This window comes from Micromonospora sp. bgisy143 (assembly GCF_057708145.1).
In genome coordinates, this window is the sequence record NZ_JBYIRN010000013.1 from 48027 (window position 1) to 63695 (window position 15669).

The window sequence follows — 15669 nt, forward strand, 5'->3', positions numbered from 1 at the left end:
GCTCCGGCGCGGCCGGCGGTAGCGCGGTCAGGCCGGCTGGGTGCGCAGGTAACGGCCGAAGTGCGGGACGGTGAACGCCACCGTGCCCCGCTCGCCCGAGTAGATGAGCCCCTTCTTGATCAGCGCGTCCCGGGCCGGGGAGAGGCTGGCCGGCTTGCGGCCGAGGGCGCGGGCGATCTCGGCGGTGGGCACGGCGGCGTCCATGTCGTCGCGGACCGCGTCGCCGGCCTCGCCCTCCACCAGGGACAGCGTGGCCATCGCCCGCATGTACTCCCGTTCGGCCGGAGTGGCCCGCTCGAACCGGGAGCCGAAGAACCCGACCGCCAGTTCGGCCTCGGCCTCGGGGGCGGCGACCCGGACGTCCGCGGCGGTGACCGGCGACCGTGGCGCATGGTCCCAGGTCGCCTTCCCGTACGCCTGGACGAAGTACGGGTAGCCGCCGGACTTCTCGTAGAGCAGGTCGAGCGCCTTCTGCTCGTACTCCACCTCCTCGCGCTCGGCCGGCGCGCAGAGCGCCTGATCGGCGGCGATCCGGTCGAGCCGGTCGATGCGCTGGTAGCGGAAGAGCCGTTCCGAGTACGACTTGGCGGCGCTGAGCACGGCCGGTAGGTGCGGTAGCCCGGCGCCGACGACGATCAGTGGGGCGCCGAGCTGGGACAGTTCGTGGCAGGCGGCGCAGAGTGCCGAGACGTCCTCCGGCCCGACGTCCTGCATCTCGTCGATGAAGAGCGCGATGCCGGTGCCCACGTCGCTGGCCACGGCGGCGGCGTCGGTGAACAGCTCGACCAGGTCGATCTCGATGTCGCCGGAGTCGGCCCGGCCACTGGCGGCCGGTACGTCGATGCCGGGTTGCCACCGGTCACGCAGCTTGGGTGCGGCACCGCGACCGGCCGGCGCGGATCGCTGGGCGAACGCCTTGAGCACCCCGAGGAAGGCGTCGATCCGGTCGGGGGCGCGGTGGCGTGGGGCGAGTTCGCGGACCGCCATGTGCAGCGCGGCGGCGACCGGGCGGCGCAGTGACTGGTCCGGCCGCGCCTCGATCTTGCCGGTGCCCCACAGCCGGTTGATCGCCTGGGACCGCAGGGTGTTGAGCAGGACGGTCTTGCCAACGCCGCGCAGCCCGGTGAGCATGAGGCTCCGCTCGGGCCGGCCGCGGGCGATGCGTTCCAGCACGATGTCGAACACGTCCAGCTCGCGCCCCCGCCCGGCGAGTTCGGGTGGGCGCTGGCCGGCGCCCGGGGCGTACGGGTTGCGGACCGGATCCACGCATCGCAGAGTATCGGGCCCTCTAGCTGCGAAGCTAGATATGGATAGATGAGGCTACCGGCGTGTCGAGACCGTCGATACAAAACTAGGGCTGTCTAGCGTCCACGCTAGACAGCCCTAGTTTCGGGAATCGACTACCGCTTCTTCAGGCAGAGCACGTAGTCGAACAGGTCGATCGAATTGTCGTGCACGTAGTTCGCGGTCGCCTGCGGCGCGAGCGTCTGGCAGCGGTCGCCGTCGGTGGTCGCCGGGATCCGCAGCAGCACCTGGTAGGTGTTCGGGCCGCACGGCACCTTGCGCAGCTCCGCGTCCGCCTCGGTGCCGTCGTTGACCACGCAGTCGCCCTTGGCGAACTCCTCCTCCTCGTCCGGCGACGGCAGCACCGGGCTCGGCGCATCGCTGGGCAGGCCGGGAGGGACGACGGGGGCGGTCGCGGACGGCGCGGGCGCGGCGTCGTTGTCGGCGTCGGCGATGCGCCAGGCCGCCCAGCCGGCGAGGCCGAGGCAGGGACACAGCAGAAGCAGCACGACCAGCCCGACGATCAGGGCCACCTTCCGGCCGCTCCGGCCCGCGGGAGCGGCCGGCGGCATCGGGTACGCGCCGGGCGGCGGCCCCCACGGCGGCGCCGGCTGGCCGGGGGCGGGCGGGAACGGCCCCGGCGGCACGTCCGACTGCGTCGGCTGCTGCGGCGGGGCGTTCCACTGCCCCGGTTGCGGCGGGGCGTTCCACTGCGTCGGCTGCTCCGGGCCACCCCACTGCGCGGGCTGCTCCGGGGGCGCCCACTGCGAGGGCTGCTCCGGGGGCGCCCACTGCTCAGGCTGGGGTGGTGGTGGTCCCCACTGCGGGAGCGTCGGGTCGACCGGTGGCGGGCCGCCGGGACCGGTCGGCGGACGCTGGTACGGGTCGTCCGGCTGCCCGGAACCCGGTGGTCCGTAGGTCGTCATGTCATCCCCAGGGGTGGGTGGTCAGCGCTGCTTCAGGCAGAGCACGAAGTCGAGGGTGTCCAGCTCGCTGTCGAAGAAGTACCAGTTCGTGTAGCCCTCCACCTTGGCGCACTTGGCCTCGGCGTCGCGCTCACCGCTGGTCGCGCCGTCGATCCGGCGCAGCACCTCGTACGACTTCGGGGCGCAGCCGCTGATCAGAAGCTTGGGCTTGCCTCCGGCCACGCCGTCGTTGCGGACACACTGTCCGACCTTGACGAATCGCGGATCGGCCGACGACTCGGGCGCGGCGGCGCTCGGTACCGGCTCGTCCGGCTCGTTCGCGGCGGCGCTGGGCTCTGCCGCACCGGCGGAACCGGTCGGCGCGGCCGTCGTCGACGCCGGATCGTCCGACCCCCGCAGGAACCAGTACGCGCCACCGCCGGCCACCAGCAGCAGCACCACGACGGCCAGTACCGCGACCAGCGGTCCCCGCCCCCGCTTCGGCGGCGCGGGTACCGGATCGTCATCGTCGGGCCGGTAGGACGCCGGGCCGTAGCCCGGGTTGCGGTCGACGGCCGGGTACCCGCCGCCGTACGGCCCCGAGGCCGCACCGCCGTACTGTCCGCCGGTGCCGCCGTACTGTCCGCCCGCGCTGCCGCCGTACTGTCCGCCCGCTCCACCGCCGTACTGCCCGCCGGTGCCGCCGCCGTACTGGCTGCCTGCGCCGCCGCCGTACTGGCCCCCGCCGTGGGGCGCCGCTGGTGCGCCGCCGTACGGGCCGTCGCCGTAGGGGCCGGGTCGCTGCGACGCCACCGGGTAGGGCTGGACCGTCGGCGGGTAGGGCTCCGCGGCCGGCGGATAGGGCTGCTGCGGCGGCCGGTCGGGCGTCTCGTCGGGCCGCTGCCCACGCCACGGGCGTCCGTAGCCCTCACCCGGTGGTCCGTAGTTCGTCATGCCGCCCTCCTGCACAAGTGGTGAGAGGCCGGCCACCAATGCGCGACGCCGACTCCGAGGTCACCGTAGCGTGGTCCACCGATGAGCTCATCTCCACCGAGCGCCGCCGCCGCATCCGGCCGCCGCGCCGACACCGCGCCGAGCCTGGTCTGGACCGCGTTGATCGTGGTCTACCTGCTGTGGGGCTCCACCTACCTGGCCATTCGGATCACGGTGGAGACGGTGCCGCCGCTGCTGTCCGCCGCCCTGCGGTTCGCCGTGGCGGGCCTGGTGCTCGCGGTGGTGCTGCGGCTGCGCCGAGGGCCGGGCGCCCTCCGCGTGGAGCGTCGACAGCTCGGCTCCGCCGCGCTGGTCGGTGTGCTCCTGCTCGCCGGCGGCAACGGCCTGGTCGTGCTCGCCGAGTCCGGACCACCCGGCGTGGCGCTGCCCTCCGGCGTCGCCGCCCTGCTGGTGGCGACCGTGCCGCTGCTCGTGGTGCTGCTGCGGTCGGCCACCGGCGACCGGCCGCCGCTCTGGACGTTCGCCGGGGTCACCGTGGGCTTCGCCGGTCTGGTGCTGCTGGTGCTGCCCGCCGGCAGCGCGAAGGCGGTGCCGCTGGTCGGTGCGCTGACGGTGGTGGCGGGGGCCGCCGCCTGGTCGGTCGGGTCGTTCCTGTCGGGACGGATCCGGATGCCCGCCGACCCGTTCGTGGCGACCGTGTACGAGATGGCGGCCGGCGCGCTGGCGCTGGCCGTGGTCGCCGCCGGCCGGGGCGAACTGCGGGACTTCCACCCGTCGACGGTCAGCGCCCGGTCCTGGTTGGCGCTGGGCTACCTCATGGTGGCCGGCTCGCTGGTGGCCTTCACCGCGTACGTCTGGCTGCTGCAGAACGCGCCGATCTCGCTGGTGTCGACGTACGCGTACGTGAACCCGGCGGTCGCGGTGGCGCTCGGCGCGCTGCTCGTGGCCGAGCCGATCACGCCGCAGGTGCTGCTCGGCGGGGCGGTCATCGTCGCCGGGGTGGCCCTGGTGGTGAGCACCGAACGTCCTCGACGGCCGGGCGCGGGATCCCGTTCGGGGGCCACGCCGATCGAGGGCCGCCGGTAACGTCCGGTCCATGTCGGCGGCTGCGCTGGTGGGGGTGGCGTTGCTCGGCGGGCTGGTCGGTCTCGTCGTACCCTCGCTGGCCCGGCGGTTCGTCGACCCGCCGGCCCGGCGGATCGGGTCGGCCTGGCTCTGTCCGCCGCTGGCGGTCGTGGTGTTCGTGGGGCTCGCCACCGTGCGGCGCGACGACCCGGCGCTGCCGGTCCTCGTCGCGGTGGCGGTGGTGGGGTTGGTGCTGGCCGTGGTCGACCTGGCGTGCCTGCGGCTGCCCGACGCGTTGGTCGTCGCCGCCGGCACACTGGCGCTCGGCGGGCTGACCGGGGCGGCGTTGCTGGCCGGCACTCCGGGGCGGCTGGTCGGTGCTGTGGTCGGTGCGGTTCTCGCCGGCGCGGCGCACGTGCTGCTCGCCCTGCTGCCGAGATCCCGGCTCGGCTTCGGGGACGTCAAGCTCGCCGCGGTCCTCGGACTGCCGCTCGGCTGGCTGGGTCAGGACGCCCTGCTCACCGGGCTTCTGCTGGCGCACCTGCTCCAGGGTGGGCTGGTGCTCGGGCTGCTCGCCACGCGACGGGTACGCCGCGACACCCTGCTCCCGCTCGGTCCGGCCCTGCTCACCGGCGCGTGGCTCGGCGTGCTCCTCGGTTGAGGTTGGGGCCCGCCCGTGCCGTGCCCTGGCTTCGCCCGTGCCGGGACCTGGCCCGGCCGCCTGTCGAAAGAGCGTGATGCCTCTGAGTCATCTTGATGCCTCTGAGTCATCACGCTCAACGTGCCAGCTGGCCCCCGGGCTCCCCAGCGGAATCAGATCAGGCGGAGTTGGCGGTCCTTGGGGCGGCGGGGTTCGGTCTCGCCGAACCGCTCGAACAGGCCCGGGTCGATCGCGGCGAGGAACGGCGAGGGCGGACAGTCCCGTTCCACGCCGTGCCGCGTCCGTCGGGCGGCGTGGCTGACGTACAGCCGGTCCTGGGCCCGGGTCAGGCCGACGAAGAAGAGTCGGCGCTCCTCGGCGACCGCGTCCTCGTCGGGCGTCGCGCCGGGCCAGCGCAGCGGCAGCAGTCCGTCCTCGGCGCCGACCAGGAAGACCACCGGGAACTCGAGACCCTTCGCGGCATGCAGGGTCAGCAGGGTGACCGCCTCCGCGCGTGGGTCGAGCGCGTCCACCTCGGCCCCTGTCGCCAACTGCGACAGGAACGCCTCCACGTCGTCGCCGCACCGGTGGGCCAGCGGGGTCAGCAGGTCCACCGCGGCGCGGACGTCCTCGGGGCGGACCCCGCTGCCGCCGCCGTCCAGGGTGGGCACCGCGAACCGCTCGGCGACCACCTGGCCGGCCAGCCGCACCCGGGCCGCCAGCGACCCCGCCAGCCCGTCGGAGTGCCGCAGCTCGCGGGCGATGACCGCCACCCCGGGCCGGTCCCGCAGGCGGTCGTGCGAGCGCTTCTGCACCGGAATGTTGGCCCGGGTCAGCGCGTCCACGATCGGAGCGGCCTGCGCGTCGGTGCGGTACAGCACGGCGATGTCGGAGAACGACAGCGTCGTGGAGCGGCCGTCGATCCGGCCCGAGTCCAGCGACCGGTGCGACAGCCCGCCGACCAGTTCGTCGACCGTCCGGACCACGAAGTCGGCCTCGTCGGCCACGGACGACGCCGGATACCGACCGACCAGCGGGGCCTCCGGGTCCAGCCGGGCCGGATCCAGTCGCCGTCCCTGGACCAGCGAGGACGGCGCGATGGCCTGCACGGCGGCGGCCAGGATCGGCGCCGACGAGCGGTAGTTGCGGTTCAGTCGGACCAACCGGGCGTCCGTGAAGTCCTGCGAGAAACGCAGGAAGTAGCCGACGTCGGCACCTCGGAAGGAGTAGATCGCCTGGTCCGGGTCACCGATCGCGCACAGGTTGCCGTCGGCAGGGCTGAGCAGCCGCAGCAGCTCGTACTGCACCGCGTCGACGTCCTGGTACTCGTCGACGAAGATCCACCGCCAGCGGTCCCGGTACCGCTCGACCAGCTTCCGGTCCGCCCGCAGCAGCTCCACCGGCAGGGTCACCAGCTCGTCCAGGTCCACCAGGTCCTGCTTACGCAGCAACGCCGTGTAGCTGGCGGCATCGTCGCCGGCCTCCGACCGGGCCGCCGTCCGCTCGGCGTCGTCGGCGATCCGGAAGCCGGCCGGCAGGCCCGCCGCGTCGGCGTTCTCCCGCAGGATGGTCAACCCCAGCGCGTGGAAGGTGCCCACCGTGACGTCCTCGGCGACCGGACCGAGCAGCCCGTCGAGGCGGTGCCGCAGCTCCTCGGCCGCGCGACGGGTGAACGTGATCGCCAGGCAGTGCTCCGGAAAGACGTTCAGCTCCGCGCAGAGGTACGCGATCCGGTGGGTCAGCGTTCGGGTCTTGCCGGTGCCCGGTCCGGCCACGATGAGCAGCGGTCCGCCGGGGGCGGACGCCGCCACCCGCTGCATCGCGTCCAGGCGGTCCAGCAGGCCGGTGCCGACCTCCTCCATGCCGGAGAGCATCGGCTCGAACGGTTCGTGCGGTGACGGCGGCGGCGCGATCGGTGGTGCGGGAGGCGGGGTCGGCTTGCGCTTCGGCTCGGCCTTGGCCGCCGCCGGGCGCTTGGCCGTCGCGCGAGCCGCCGGCTCCGCCGGTCGTCGCTGCGCCGGCACGGACACGGGTACGTCGAACAGCGTCTCCTGTGCCGTGCCCGCGCCCCTGCCCAGCTCCGTCGGATCGAACAGCGTGATCACCCCGTACTCGCCGTCGTAACCCGGTACCCGGCGTACGTCGCCTCGCCGCAGCCGCCCGATCCCCTCGGCGAGCAGCTCACCACCGGCCTGCGCGATGTCGGCCAACGGCGTCGTCGTCAGGATCTCCAGCTCGGGGCCGAGCGCGGCGAGCAGTTCGTTGAGTCGCCCCTCGACCTTCTTCGACCGGGGGCCCACCTTGTTGATCTCGCCAAGGATCTCGGCGAGCGGCACCAGATGGGTGACGTCCCGGGCGTGTGCCGGCCGGTGCCCCTCGGGACGGTCGGCCAGTTCTTCCACGCGGCTGAGGACACCCACGGTGAGCGGCTTGCCGCACTCGGGGCAGCGGCCCTCGGCCGCCCGGGTCCGCTCCGGGGACCAGTTGACCCCGCACAGCCGGTGCCCGTCCGCGTGGTACTTGCCCTCCTCGGGAAAGAACTCGATGGTGCCGGCCAGGCCGACACCGGTACGCAGGGCCTCCCGGACGGCGAAGTAGTCCCGCTCGGCGGTCAGCACGGTCGCCTCCCGCCCGAGGGCCGGCGGCGAGTGCGCGTCCGAGTTGGAGACCAGTTGGTAGCCGTCCAGGCTGCCGACCCGCCAGTTCATCGCCGGGTCGGAGGAGAGGCCGGTCTCCACGGCGAAGATGTGCTCGGCCAGGTCGGCGTAGCAGTCGGCGATCGCGTCGAAGCCGGACTTCGAGCCCAGCGCGGAGAACCACGGCGTCCAGATGTGCGCCGGCACGAGATAGCCGTCCGGGCTGGCTTCGAGGGTGATCTCCAACAGGTCCCGTGAGTCCAGGCCGAGGATCGGTCGGCCGTCGGAACCGAGGTTGCCGATCCGCCCGAGAGCGGTGTTGAAACGGGCCACCGCCGCCAGGTCGGGCAGGTAGATCAGGTGGTGCACCTTGCGGGTGCGATCGTCCCGCTTGTAGATCGTGGAGATCTCCACGCTCAGCATGAACCGGACCGCGTCCGCGTCGGTCGTACCGGCGAGCCGTGGCGGCAGCCGGCGGGCGATGTCCCGCTCCGCCTCCGGACTGAGCCGGTAGAGCCCCGGCTCGGCCGGGCGCAGCGACTCCACCAGGTGGTCGTACCAGGCAGGGTGGGTGAAGTCGCCGGTGCCGAGCAGGGCGATGCCCTTGCGCCGCGCCCACCATCCGAGGGTCGGCAGGGTCAGGTCGCGGCTGCACGCGCGCGAGTACTTCGAGTGGATGTGCAGGTCCGCGACGAAGGGAGGGAGGCCACCGGGGGGTACGGCGCTGAACGGGGGCACGCCGCATCCTGTCACGCCCGCCGCGCGGGCCGCCCTGCGCCACGCGCGGACGTGACGTCCGCTATGCCGAGCGCAACTCCACGAGACTGATCTGCGGCTCGGCGCCCACCCGCACCGGCGGGCCCCAGAAACCGGCGCCGTTGGTCACGTAGACCTTGGTGCCGTCCACCTCGCCGAGCCCGCTCACCACCGGCTGCTGGAGGCGTACGGCCAGGTTGAACGGCATCAACTGCCCACCGTGCGTGTGCCCGGAGAGTTGCAGGTCGACTCCGTAGCGGGCGGCCTGCTTGGCGGCGAGCGGCTGATGTGCGAGCAGAACGACGGGGCGGCTCGGGTCGCGGTCGCCGAGGGCGGCCTCGAAGTCCGGGCCGGCGGCCAGGCCGGTGCCCGCCGGATCCGCGTCCAGGTCGTTGACGCCGGCCAGGTCGAGCACACCGCCCCGGGCCTGGATCTCCTGCCGACGGTTCTGCAGCACCCGCAGGCCGAGCCGGTCCACCTCCTGGACCCACTCCTCGACTCCGGAGTAGTACTCGTGGTTGCCGGTGACGAAGAAGTTGCCGTACCGGGAGCGCAGGTTCCGCAGCGGCGCGGCGGCCGGGCCCAACTCGGCGACCGAGCCGTCGACCAGGTCGCCGACGACCGCGACCAGGTCCGCGTCGAGCCGGTTGATCGCCGCGACGATCCGTTCGGTGTGCGCCCGGCCGCGCAGCGGGCCGAGGTGGATGTCGGAGACGGTGGCGATGCGCAGACCGTCCATGCTGCGCGGGAGCTTGCTGAGCGGGATCTGCACCCGGTCCAGGTGCGGCGGGCCGAGTGCCGTGCGGACGCCGTACCCCGTGATGCCGGTGGCGGTGAGGCCGGCGAAGATGGCCGCCCCACGGGCCAGCAGCAGGCGGCGGCCCGGGTCGTGGTCCGGTACCGCGACCGCCCCGGCGGCCGGCGGATCGGCGGGCCCGGCGGCCCCGACCAGTACCGGCTCGGGGGCGGCGGCGGTCGGTTCGGCGGCGGTCACCCGGCGGCGCAGCACCAGTCGCGTGACCAGCATCGGCGCTTCCAGCACGACCAGCGTGACCAGCAGGTAGAACATCACGGCCAGCCACAGGTAGCCCGGCCACGCGAGCCAGTAGAGGCCGGCCTGGGTGCCGACCAGGGTGGCCGGTACGAGTACCGCCAGCACGAGGGCGGCGATCCCGCCGATCCGACGCCAGCGGCCCGGCGTCGTGGTGTCCCGGACGAGGCGCTTCCACAGGTAGAGGTGGATCAGGCCGGTGACCAGCGCCAGGACACCCAGGAACCCGAGAACCGCCAACATGTGTTCGCCCCCCTCAGCCGCCCGCGAACGGGGGTAGGACATCGATCGTGGCCCCGCCCGGCAGGGGTGCCCGACGATCATGGCAGGTGACGCCGTCCACGAGGAAACTGGCCACCCGCAGCACGGCGGCCAGCCGGTCGCCGTGCCGCTGGGCCAGTTCGGCGGTCAGGTCGTCGAGAGACCGACCGGCGGGCGTGACCTCCTCGGCGCGGCCCGCGGCGGCCCGCGCCCCGGCGAAGTAGCGGACGGTCAGCGGCCTCGGCTCCACGACTCAACCTCCGATCGCGGACATCGGCCGGGTCGGCTGGAGGAAGGTGGGGTCGTCGATGCCGTGCCCGGCGCGCTTGCCCCACATCGCGGTACGCCACCGCCGCGCCAACTCGTCGTCGGTCGCGCCGTCGCGCAGCGCGGACCGCAGGTCGGACTCCTCGGTGGCGAACAGGCAGGCACGGACCTGGCCGTCGGCGGTCAGCCGGGTGCGGTCGCAGTCGCCGCAGAAGGGCCGGGTGACGCTGGCGATCACGCCGACCCGGGCCGGGCCGCCGTCGACCAGCCAGGTCTCGGCCGGCGCCGCGCCGCGCTCGGCCGGGTCGGGGCTGAGGTCGAAGTGGGTACGCAGGGAGGCGAGGATCTCCTCGGCGGTGACCATCGTGTCGCGGTCCCAGCCGTGCTGGGCGTCCAGCGGCATCTGCTCGATGATCCGCAGGTGGTAGCCGTGGTCGAGCGCGAAGCGGAGCAGCGCCGGTGCCTCGTCCTCGTTGACGCCGCGCATCAGCACCGCGTTGATTTTCACGGGGTCGAGACCCGCGGCCGCCGCACCGGCCAGCCCCGCCAGCACCGCGTCGAGGCGGGGACGGCGGGTGAGCTGCGTGAACCGGGCCGCGTCCAGGGTGTCCAGCGAGACGTTCACCCGGTCCAGACCGGCCGTACGCAGCGCGGGCGCCAGCCGGTCCAGGCCGATGCCGTTGGTGGTGAGCGAGATCCGTGGGCGGGGGTCGAGCGCGGCGACCGCGCCCACGATGCCGACCAGCCCGGGCCGGATCAGCGGTTCCCCGCCGGTGAACCGCACCTCGGTCACACCGAGCTGTTCGACGGCGACCCGGACCAGCCGGACGATCTCGTCGTCGGTGAGCAGCTGCGGGCCGGCCAACCAGGGCAGCCCTTCGGCCGGCATGCAGTACGTACACCGCAGGTTGCACTTGTCGGTGAGGGACACGCGCAGATCCCGCGCGACACGGCCGTACCGGTCGACGAGGACGCCGTCGGTACGTCGGTCGACACTCACCGGTCGACCGTAGCGCGCTCGACGCCACCCAGGGCGGCTCGGGCGAGCTGGACAACCGCATCGCGGTAGCCGGCACCGAACAGTGCGGTGTGCACCAGGAGCAGATGCAGCTGATGCAGCGGCACCCGGTCGCGCCAACCGTCGGCCAGCGGCCAGCTCTCCCGGTACGCGGCCAGCACCCGGTCGAGGTGCGCCACCCCGCCGAAGAGCGCCAGTTGGGCGAGGTCGGTCTCGCGGTGGCCGCCGTGCGCAGCCGGGTCGACCAGCCAGGCCCGCTCGTCGGTGCCCCACAGCACGTTGCCCGGCCACAGGTCGCCGTGGACGCGGGCCGCCGGCTCGTCCCCGCCGAAGTCGTCGATCCCCGCGATCACCCGCTCGACGAGCGCGGCGTCGCTGCTGGTGAGCGCGCCGCCGTCGACGGACAGGCGCAGGTAGGGGGCGAGTCGCCGCCGCGCGAACCACGTCGACCAGGGACCGTCGTCGGGGGTGTTGTCCTGGGCGAGCGCGCCGATGAAGCCCGCCCAGGGGGCGCCGAAGGCGGGCGCGCCGGCCCGGTGCAGGGCGGCCAACTCCCGACCGAAGCGGTCGGCGGCCTGCGGCGTCGGCTCGCCGGGCTCCACCCAGTCGAGCGCCAGCAGGTCGGGTAGCGCCACGATCACCTCGGGTACGCCGATCGCGTCGGCCTCGCGCAGCCAACGCAGCCCGGCGGCCTCGGCGGCGAAGAAGCCCTCGGGCGCCGGCCGGTCGGCCCCCTCCGGCCAGGACTTCGCGAAGACCGAGTGGCCGTCGTCCAGGGTCAGCCGGGCGGCGGCGCAGATGTCGCCCCCGGCGACCGGCGTCTCCCGGAGCCGCTGATGGGTCCGGAACGTCGGCAGGTGTGCCGGGTGTGCGCGTAGGTACGCCAGGTCCATCAGCGCACGGTAGCCGCTGCCCATGACAGCGTGGTGTCGTGTGAGCACATCGAATGACGTCTACCAGCATGAATACGTTCCGTAGTTGTGGATAAGCCGCGTGTCATCCACAGGGGCTGAAAGGTGCCGCAGCTCGGGCGCAGCCTCCCTGCATGACCTCGACCGAACGTGCGAAGCTCACCGTCCGCTCGCCCGCCGACCTGATCGCCGCCGTGCCGTACCTGCTCGGCTTCCACCCCGCCGACAGTGTGGTCGCGGTGGCGCTGCGCGGCCGGCAGATCATCTTCGCCGCCCGCGCCGACCTGCCCGATCCCTCGACGGACCTGGTCGACCGCGCCCGGCACCTGGCCGGCGTGATCCACCGGCAGGGCGCCCAGGCCGCCACCGTGGTGGGCTACGGCCCGCCCGAGCGGGTGACCCCGAGCGTGGACGCGGTACGCGCCGCCCTCACGGCAGCCGGCCTGGAGGTGCTCGACGCGCTCCGGGTGACCGACGGGCGGTGGTGGTCCTACCTGTGCACCGAGGCGGACTGCTGCCCACCCGAGGGTCGGCGCTACGACCCACAGGCCAATGCGGTGACCGCCTCGGCCGTGTTCGCCGGTCAGGTCGCACTCCCCGACCGGGCCGCCCTGGTGGCGCAGGTGTCGCCGGTGACCGGCCTGGCCCGCGAGGCACTGCGCGCCGCCACCGCCCGGGCCGAACGACGACTGGTCGAGCTGATCGAGCAGGCGCCCGCCAGCGACCTCCTCGGCGGGCGGGCCGTGCGTTCCGCCGGCGTCGCCGCGGTTCGGGACGCGCAACGCCGGCAGCGGCGCGGCGAGCGGCTCGACGACGACGAGGTGGCCTGGCTCAGCCTGCTGCTCGGTCACCTGCCGGTCCGCGACCATGCCTGGGAACGCACCGACGGCCGCGACCGGGACATCGACCTCTGGACCGACGTGCTGCGCCGGGCCGAGCCGGAGTTGACCGCCGCGCCCGGGGCGCTACTGGCGTTCGCGGCATGGCGGGCGGGGCAGGGCGCGCTGGCGGCGGTCGCGTTGGAACGCACGCTGAGCCTGCACCCCGACTACTCGCTCGCCCTGCTCCTGGACGACCTGCTCCGGCGCGGCGTACCCCCCTCCGAGCTGGACGGCTGGCCCTCGGTCGGTATGCCCGGCGTGGTCCGCCCCCGCAAGCGACGCCGCCGTGGCCGCCGCTGACCCCCGCGCGGCACGCCTTCGCCCGCGAGCCCATGCTCAGCTCCCCGGACAGCCACGCCGCGTATCGCAAAATTGCTATAGTGGGTGCGCATGCCCTGGCTAGTGCTCTACCACCCGGAGGCGATAGTCGAGCTGGACGCACTGCCCGCAGTGGAGCGGGCGGCAATTGGCCACGCCGTGGAGAAGCTGGAGAGCTTGGGCCCCAATCTCGGTTACCCGCACTCGAGTAGCGTCCGTAGCGCCGTCAACCTGCGCGAACTGCGCCCACGGGGAGGCCGCAGCCGGTGGCGCGCCTTCTATTCGGGCGTCGGCCGGGTGTTCGTCATCGGCGCCGTCGGCCCGGAAGCCAATGTTCATCGCCGAGGCTTCGCCAGGGCCGTCGCAGCGGCTCAGGAGAGGCTCAAGGATGTGGAGGAGGACCGATGAAGGTCGGTGATCTCAAGACCGCTCAGCAGGTCATTGATGAGGATCGCGATCAGGACCCGGCGTTCCGCGCAGAGTGGGACCGTTCGGCCTTCGCTCGTGACGTGGCTCTCCGCATCGTCCGGTACCGCGCCGAGAACGGCCTGACCCAGACGGCATTCGCCCGCATGGTCGGCATGACTCAATCGGTCATCGCGCGACTGGAGTCCGGTGACCAACCGCCGTCCATCGCCACGCTCGCCAAGCTGTCCGCAGGTAGCGGCCTGGAGTTCGAGTTCAAGATTTCGCACGGCATCGTCGAGGTGGAGGCGGCCTGAGCCGACGTAGCACCGGCTGGGTCAACTCTCGTGCCGGGCCGGCTGCTCGACGGTGATCCGCTGCGGGCCGGCGTACACGTTCATGGTCTGGCCGCGCAGGAAGCCGACGAGCGTCATGCCCGCCTCCTCGGCCAGCTCGACGGCGAGGGTGCTCGGTGCGGAGACGGCGGCCAGCAGCGGCAGTCCCGCCATCCACGCCTTCTGGGTCAACTCGAAACTGGCCCGTCCGGACACCAGCAGCAGGTGCCCGGCCAACGGCAGGCGGCGTTCCCGCACCGCCCAACCGATGACCTTGTCCACGGCGTTGTGCCGGCCCACGTCCTCGCGGAGCACCACCAGCTCACCGGCCGGGGTGAACAGCCCCGCCGCGTGCAGCCCGCCGGTGCGGTCGAAGGCGCGCTGGGCCGCCCGCAGCCGGTCGGGCAGCTCGGCGAGGAGGATGGCCGGCACGGCGAGCGGGTCCTGGGCGACCCGAAACAGCGAGCGGGTACGGATCGCGTCGATGCTGGCCTTGCCGCAGACCCCGCAGGAACTGGTGGTGTAGAAGTTCCGGGAAGGGTCCGCCGTCGGCTCCGGCACCCCGGGGGCGAGCACCACGTCCACGACGTTGTACGTGTTCGGAGTCTCGACACCGGAGCAGAGCTGGGCGGTCAGCACGTCGTCGGTCGACCGGATCAGGCCCTCGGTCAGCAGGAAGCCGATCGCCAGGTCCAGGTCGTCGCCGGGGGTACGCATGGTGACGGCGAGCGGTTTGCGCCGTCCCGGACCGGCCGCGCCGACCCGGATCTCCAGCGGCTCCTCCACGGCGAGCGTGTCCGGCCGGCGGACCGACGCGCGTCCGTCGACCGCCGCGTTCAGGTCGATCCGCAGTACGCCCCGTCGGTCAGTTGCCCGTCCCATCCCGCCATCCTGCACCTCGCCCCGGCCGCTCCGCACGGCCGCCGGTCATCGGGCGTCCCGCCGCGCCCGACGGTCGAGTCCCGGGAATCGGGCGGGCCGCCCGGCCGGTGAGCATCGGGCGTCCCGCCGCGCCCGACGGTCGAGCGCCGACACGGCTACCGTGGCCGGGTGGGGACGTACGCCGCTGTGGTGCTCGCGGGTGGGGCCGCCCGCCGGATGGGTGGGGTGGACAAGCCCGCGCTCCCGGTCGGTGGCCGTTCGATGCGCGACCGGGTCCTGGCGGCGGTGGGTGATGCCGCGTCCCGGGTGCTGGTCGGTTCCGGTGACGGCCTGCCGGACGAGGTGCGGGTGACCCGGGAGGATCCGCCCGGCGGTGGTCCGGTCGCCGCGACCGCGGCCGGGTTGGCGTTGCTCGACCCCGACACGACGGTCGTCGCGCTGCTCGCCGCCGACCTGCCGCTGCTCACCCGCGCCGCGATCGGCGACCTGCTGACCCACCTCGCCGCCGCTGAGAGTCCAGCGCTCGCCGCCCCGGTGGACGGCCCCTCCGGCCCGCGAGCCGGCGCTGTGCTGGCCCCGGAATCTGTCGACGGGGTGTGCTTCGTCGACGCGGACGGCCGCCGGCAGTCGCTGTGCGGGGTGTGGCGGGTCGACGCGCTGCGGACCGCGCTGGCCGGGCTGGCGGCCGAGCGTGACGGCGGCCTGGCCGGTGCTGCGGTACGGGCGCTGATGGCCCGGCTCGTGGTCCGGGAGGTGCCGTGGGTCGGCGCGGGTCCACCGCCCTGGTTCGACTGCGACACTGACGAGGACGTACGCCGGGCTAGGGAGTTGCTGCGATGACGGTGTTGGACGACTGGATCACGGCGGCCTGCGCGGAGGTGGGCCTCGATCGGGCCGAGGTGCCGGTGCCGGCGGTGCTGGACCTCGCCCGCGACGTCGCCCACCAGGTGGTGCGACCGGGGGCACCGGTCACCGCGTACCTGCTGGGGCTGGCCGTCGGTCGCGGTGCCGATCCGGCGGACGCCGCGGCCCGGCTCAGCGCCCTCGCGGCCGACTGGCCGGTCGGACTCGACGCCGAACTCGCCGACCCCACCTCCTGA

The 15669-nt window shown here is 73.8% G+C and carries 16 protein-coding genes; 7 read left to right on the top strand and 9 right to left on the bottom strand.

Features of this window, described 5'->3' with window-relative positions; all coding sequences use genetic code 11:
* Positions 1–27: 27 nt before the first annotated feature.
* From AC3EN4_RS16850 to AC3EN4_RS16860, 3 genes are all read right to left on the bottom strand, one after another.
* Entirely contained in the window at positions 28–1266 is a 1239-nt protein-coding gene (locus tag AC3EN4_RS16850; RefSeq protein WP_422737509.1) for an AAA family ATPase, read from the bottom strand.
* A 134-nt stretch (positions 1267–1400) separates the two neighbouring features.
* Positions 1401–1811, bottom strand: a complete 411-nt coding sequence (locus tag AC3EN4_RS16855; protein ID WP_435206853.1) for an LppU/SCO3897 family protein — start codon at positions 1809–1811, stop codon at positions 1401–1403.
* A 420-nt stretch (positions 1812–2231) separates the two neighbouring features.
* Positions 2232–2672 (bottom strand): LppU/SCO3897 family protein, encoded by a 441-nt coding sequence (locus AC3EN4_RS16860; RefSeq protein ID WP_435206854.1) that lies wholly within the window; start codon positions 2670–2672, stop codon positions 2232–2234.
* 552 nt (positions 2673–3224) lie between these two features.
* Here AC3EN4_RS16860 and AC3EN4_RS16865 point away from each other — a divergent pair.
* Both AC3EN4_RS16865 and AC3EN4_RS16870 read left to right on the top strand, forming a co-directional pair.
* Entirely contained in the window at positions 3225–4229 is a 1005-nt protein-coding gene (locus tag AC3EN4_RS16865; RefSeq protein ID WP_435206736.1) for an EamA family transporter, read from the top strand.
* A gap of 10 nt (positions 4230–4239) precedes the next feature.
* A complete protein-coding gene (locus AC3EN4_RS16870; RefSeq protein WP_435206738.1) occupies positions 4240–4869 on the top strand; it encodes a prepilin peptidase in 630 nt (209 codons plus the stop codon).
* Positions 4870–5021: 152 nt separating this feature from the next.
* Here the strand turns inward: AC3EN4_RS16870 and AC3EN4_RS16875 are convergent, their stop codons facing one another.
* The 5 genes from AC3EN4_RS16875 to AC3EN4_RS16895 all read right to left on the bottom strand — a co-directional run bounded on the left by AC3EN4_RS16875 (position 5022) and on the right by AC3EN4_RS16895 (position 11730).
* Entirely contained in the window at positions 5022–8222 is a 3201-nt protein-coding gene (locus AC3EN4_RS16875) for a UvrD-helicase domain-containing protein (RefSeq protein WP_435206739.1), read from the bottom strand.
* 61 nt (positions 8223–8283) lie between these two features.
* Complete coding sequence (locus AC3EN4_RS16880) at positions 8284–9534, bottom strand: metallophosphoesterase (RefSeq protein ID WP_435206740.1); 1251 nt, start codon at positions 9532–9534, stop codon at positions 8284–8286.
* Between the two features lie 13 nt (positions 9535–9547).
* Entirely contained in the window at positions 9548–9802 is a 255-nt protein-coding gene (locus tag AC3EN4_RS16885; RefSeq protein WP_422737504.1) for a MoaD/ThiS family protein, read from the bottom strand.
* A gap of 3 nt (positions 9803–9805) precedes the next feature.
* Positions 9806–10819, bottom strand: coding sequence for a GTP 3',8-cyclase MoaA (moaA, locus tag AC3EN4_RS16890; protein ID WP_435206742.1), 1014 nt, complete (start codon positions 10817–10819; stop codon positions 9806–9808).
* Positions 10816–11730 carry a fructosamine kinase family protein gene (locus AC3EN4_RS16895; protein ID WP_435206743.1) on the bottom strand — a complete coding sequence of 305 codons (915 nt, stop codon included), beginning with the start codon at positions 11728–11730 and terminating at the stop codon, positions 10816–10818. The genes moaA and AC3EN4_RS16895 overlap by 4 nt, the downstream gene beginning before the upstream one ends.
* Before the next feature lie 152 nt (positions 11731–11882).
* Here AC3EN4_RS16895 and AC3EN4_RS16900 point away from each other — a divergent pair, with 152 nt between their 5' ends.
* The 3 genes from AC3EN4_RS16900 to AC3EN4_RS16910 all read left to right on the top strand — a co-directional run bounded on the left by AC3EN4_RS16900 (position 11883) and on the right by AC3EN4_RS16910 (position 13669).
* A complete protein-coding gene (locus AC3EN4_RS16900; RefSeq protein WP_435206744.1) occupies positions 11883–12929 on the top strand; it encodes a DUF4192 domain-containing protein in 1047 nt (348 codons plus the stop codon).
* 90 nt (positions 12930–13019) lie between these two features.
* Positions 13020–13355 (top strand): type II toxin-antitoxin system RelE/ParE family toxin, encoded by a 336-nt coding sequence (locus tag AC3EN4_RS16905; protein WP_435206745.1) that lies wholly within the window; start codon positions 13020–13022, stop codon positions 13353–13355.
* On the top strand, positions 13352–13669 hold the full coding sequence (locus AC3EN4_RS16910) for a helix-turn-helix domain-containing protein (RefSeq protein WP_421473766.1): 318 nt from the start codon (positions 13352–13354) through the stop codon (positions 13667–13669). The genes AC3EN4_RS16905 and AC3EN4_RS16910 overlap by 4 nt, the downstream gene beginning before the upstream one ends.
* 21 nt (positions 13670–13690) lie before the next feature.
* Here the strand turns inward: AC3EN4_RS16910 and fdhD are convergent, their stop codons facing one another.
* The gene (gene fdhD / locus AC3EN4_RS16915; protein WP_435206746.1) at positions 13691–14569 is read right to left on the bottom strand and encodes a formate dehydrogenase accessory sulfurtransferase FdhD; all 879 of its coding nucleotides are present in this window, start codon (positions 14567–14569) and stop codon (positions 13691–13693) included.
* Positions 14570–14737: 168 nt separating this feature from the next.
* On the opposite strand from fdhD, the gene mobA reads away from it, so the two are divergent.
* Together mobA and AC3EN4_RS16925 are read left to right on the top strand one after the other, a co-directional pair.
* Entirely contained in the window at positions 14738–15409 is a 672-nt protein-coding gene (mobA, locus tag AC3EN4_RS16920; protein ID WP_435206748.1) for a molybdenum cofactor guanylyltransferase, read from the top strand.
* Positions 15406–15669: a DUF6457 domain-containing protein gene (locus tag AC3EN4_RS16925; protein WP_435206749.1), complete on the top strand. Its 264-nt coding sequence runs from the start codon at positions 15406–15408 to the stop codon at positions 15667–15669. Before mobA ends, AC3EN4_RS16925 begins: the two co-directional genes overlap by 4 nt.

Bases quoted from the DNA above. Each gene is read 5' to 3' on its own strand.
- AC3EN4_RS16865 (WP_435206736.1), top strand. From the start codon at position 3,225: ATGAGCTCATCTCCACCGAGCGCCGCCGCCGCATCCGGCCGCCGCGCC.
- AC3EN4_RS16870 (WP_435206738.1), top strand. From the start codon at position 4,240: ATGTCGGCGGCTGCGCTGGTGGGGGTGGCGTTGCTCGGCGGGCTGGTC.
- AC3EN4_RS16880 (WP_435206740.1), bottom strand. From the start codon at position 9,534: ATGTTGGCGGTTCTCGGGTTCCTGGGTGTCCTGGCGCTGGTCACCGGC.
- AC3EN4_RS16895 (WP_435206743.1), bottom strand. From the start codon at position 11,730: ATGGACCTGGCGTACCTACGCGCACACCCGGCACACCTGCCGACGTTC.
- AC3EN4_RS16900 (WP_435206744.1), top strand. From the start codon at position 11,883: ATGACCTCGACCGAACGTGCGAAGCTCACCGTCCGCTCGCCCGCCGAC.
- AC3EN4_RS16905 (WP_435206745.1), top strand. From the start codon at position 13,020: ATGCCCTGGCTAGTGCTCTACCACCCGGAGGCGATAGTCGAGCTGGAC.
- AC3EN4_RS16910 (WP_421473766.1), top strand. From the start codon at position 13,352: ATGAAGGTCGGTGATCTCAAGACCGCTCAGCAGGTCATTGATGAGGAT.
- fdhD (WP_435206746.1), bottom strand. From the start codon at position 14,569: ATGGGACGGGCAACTGACCGACGGGGCGTACTGCGGATCGACCTGAAC.
- AC3EN4_RS16925 (WP_435206749.1), top strand. From the start codon at position 15,406: ATGACGGTGTTGGACGACTGGATCACGGCGGCCTGCGCGGAGGTGGGC.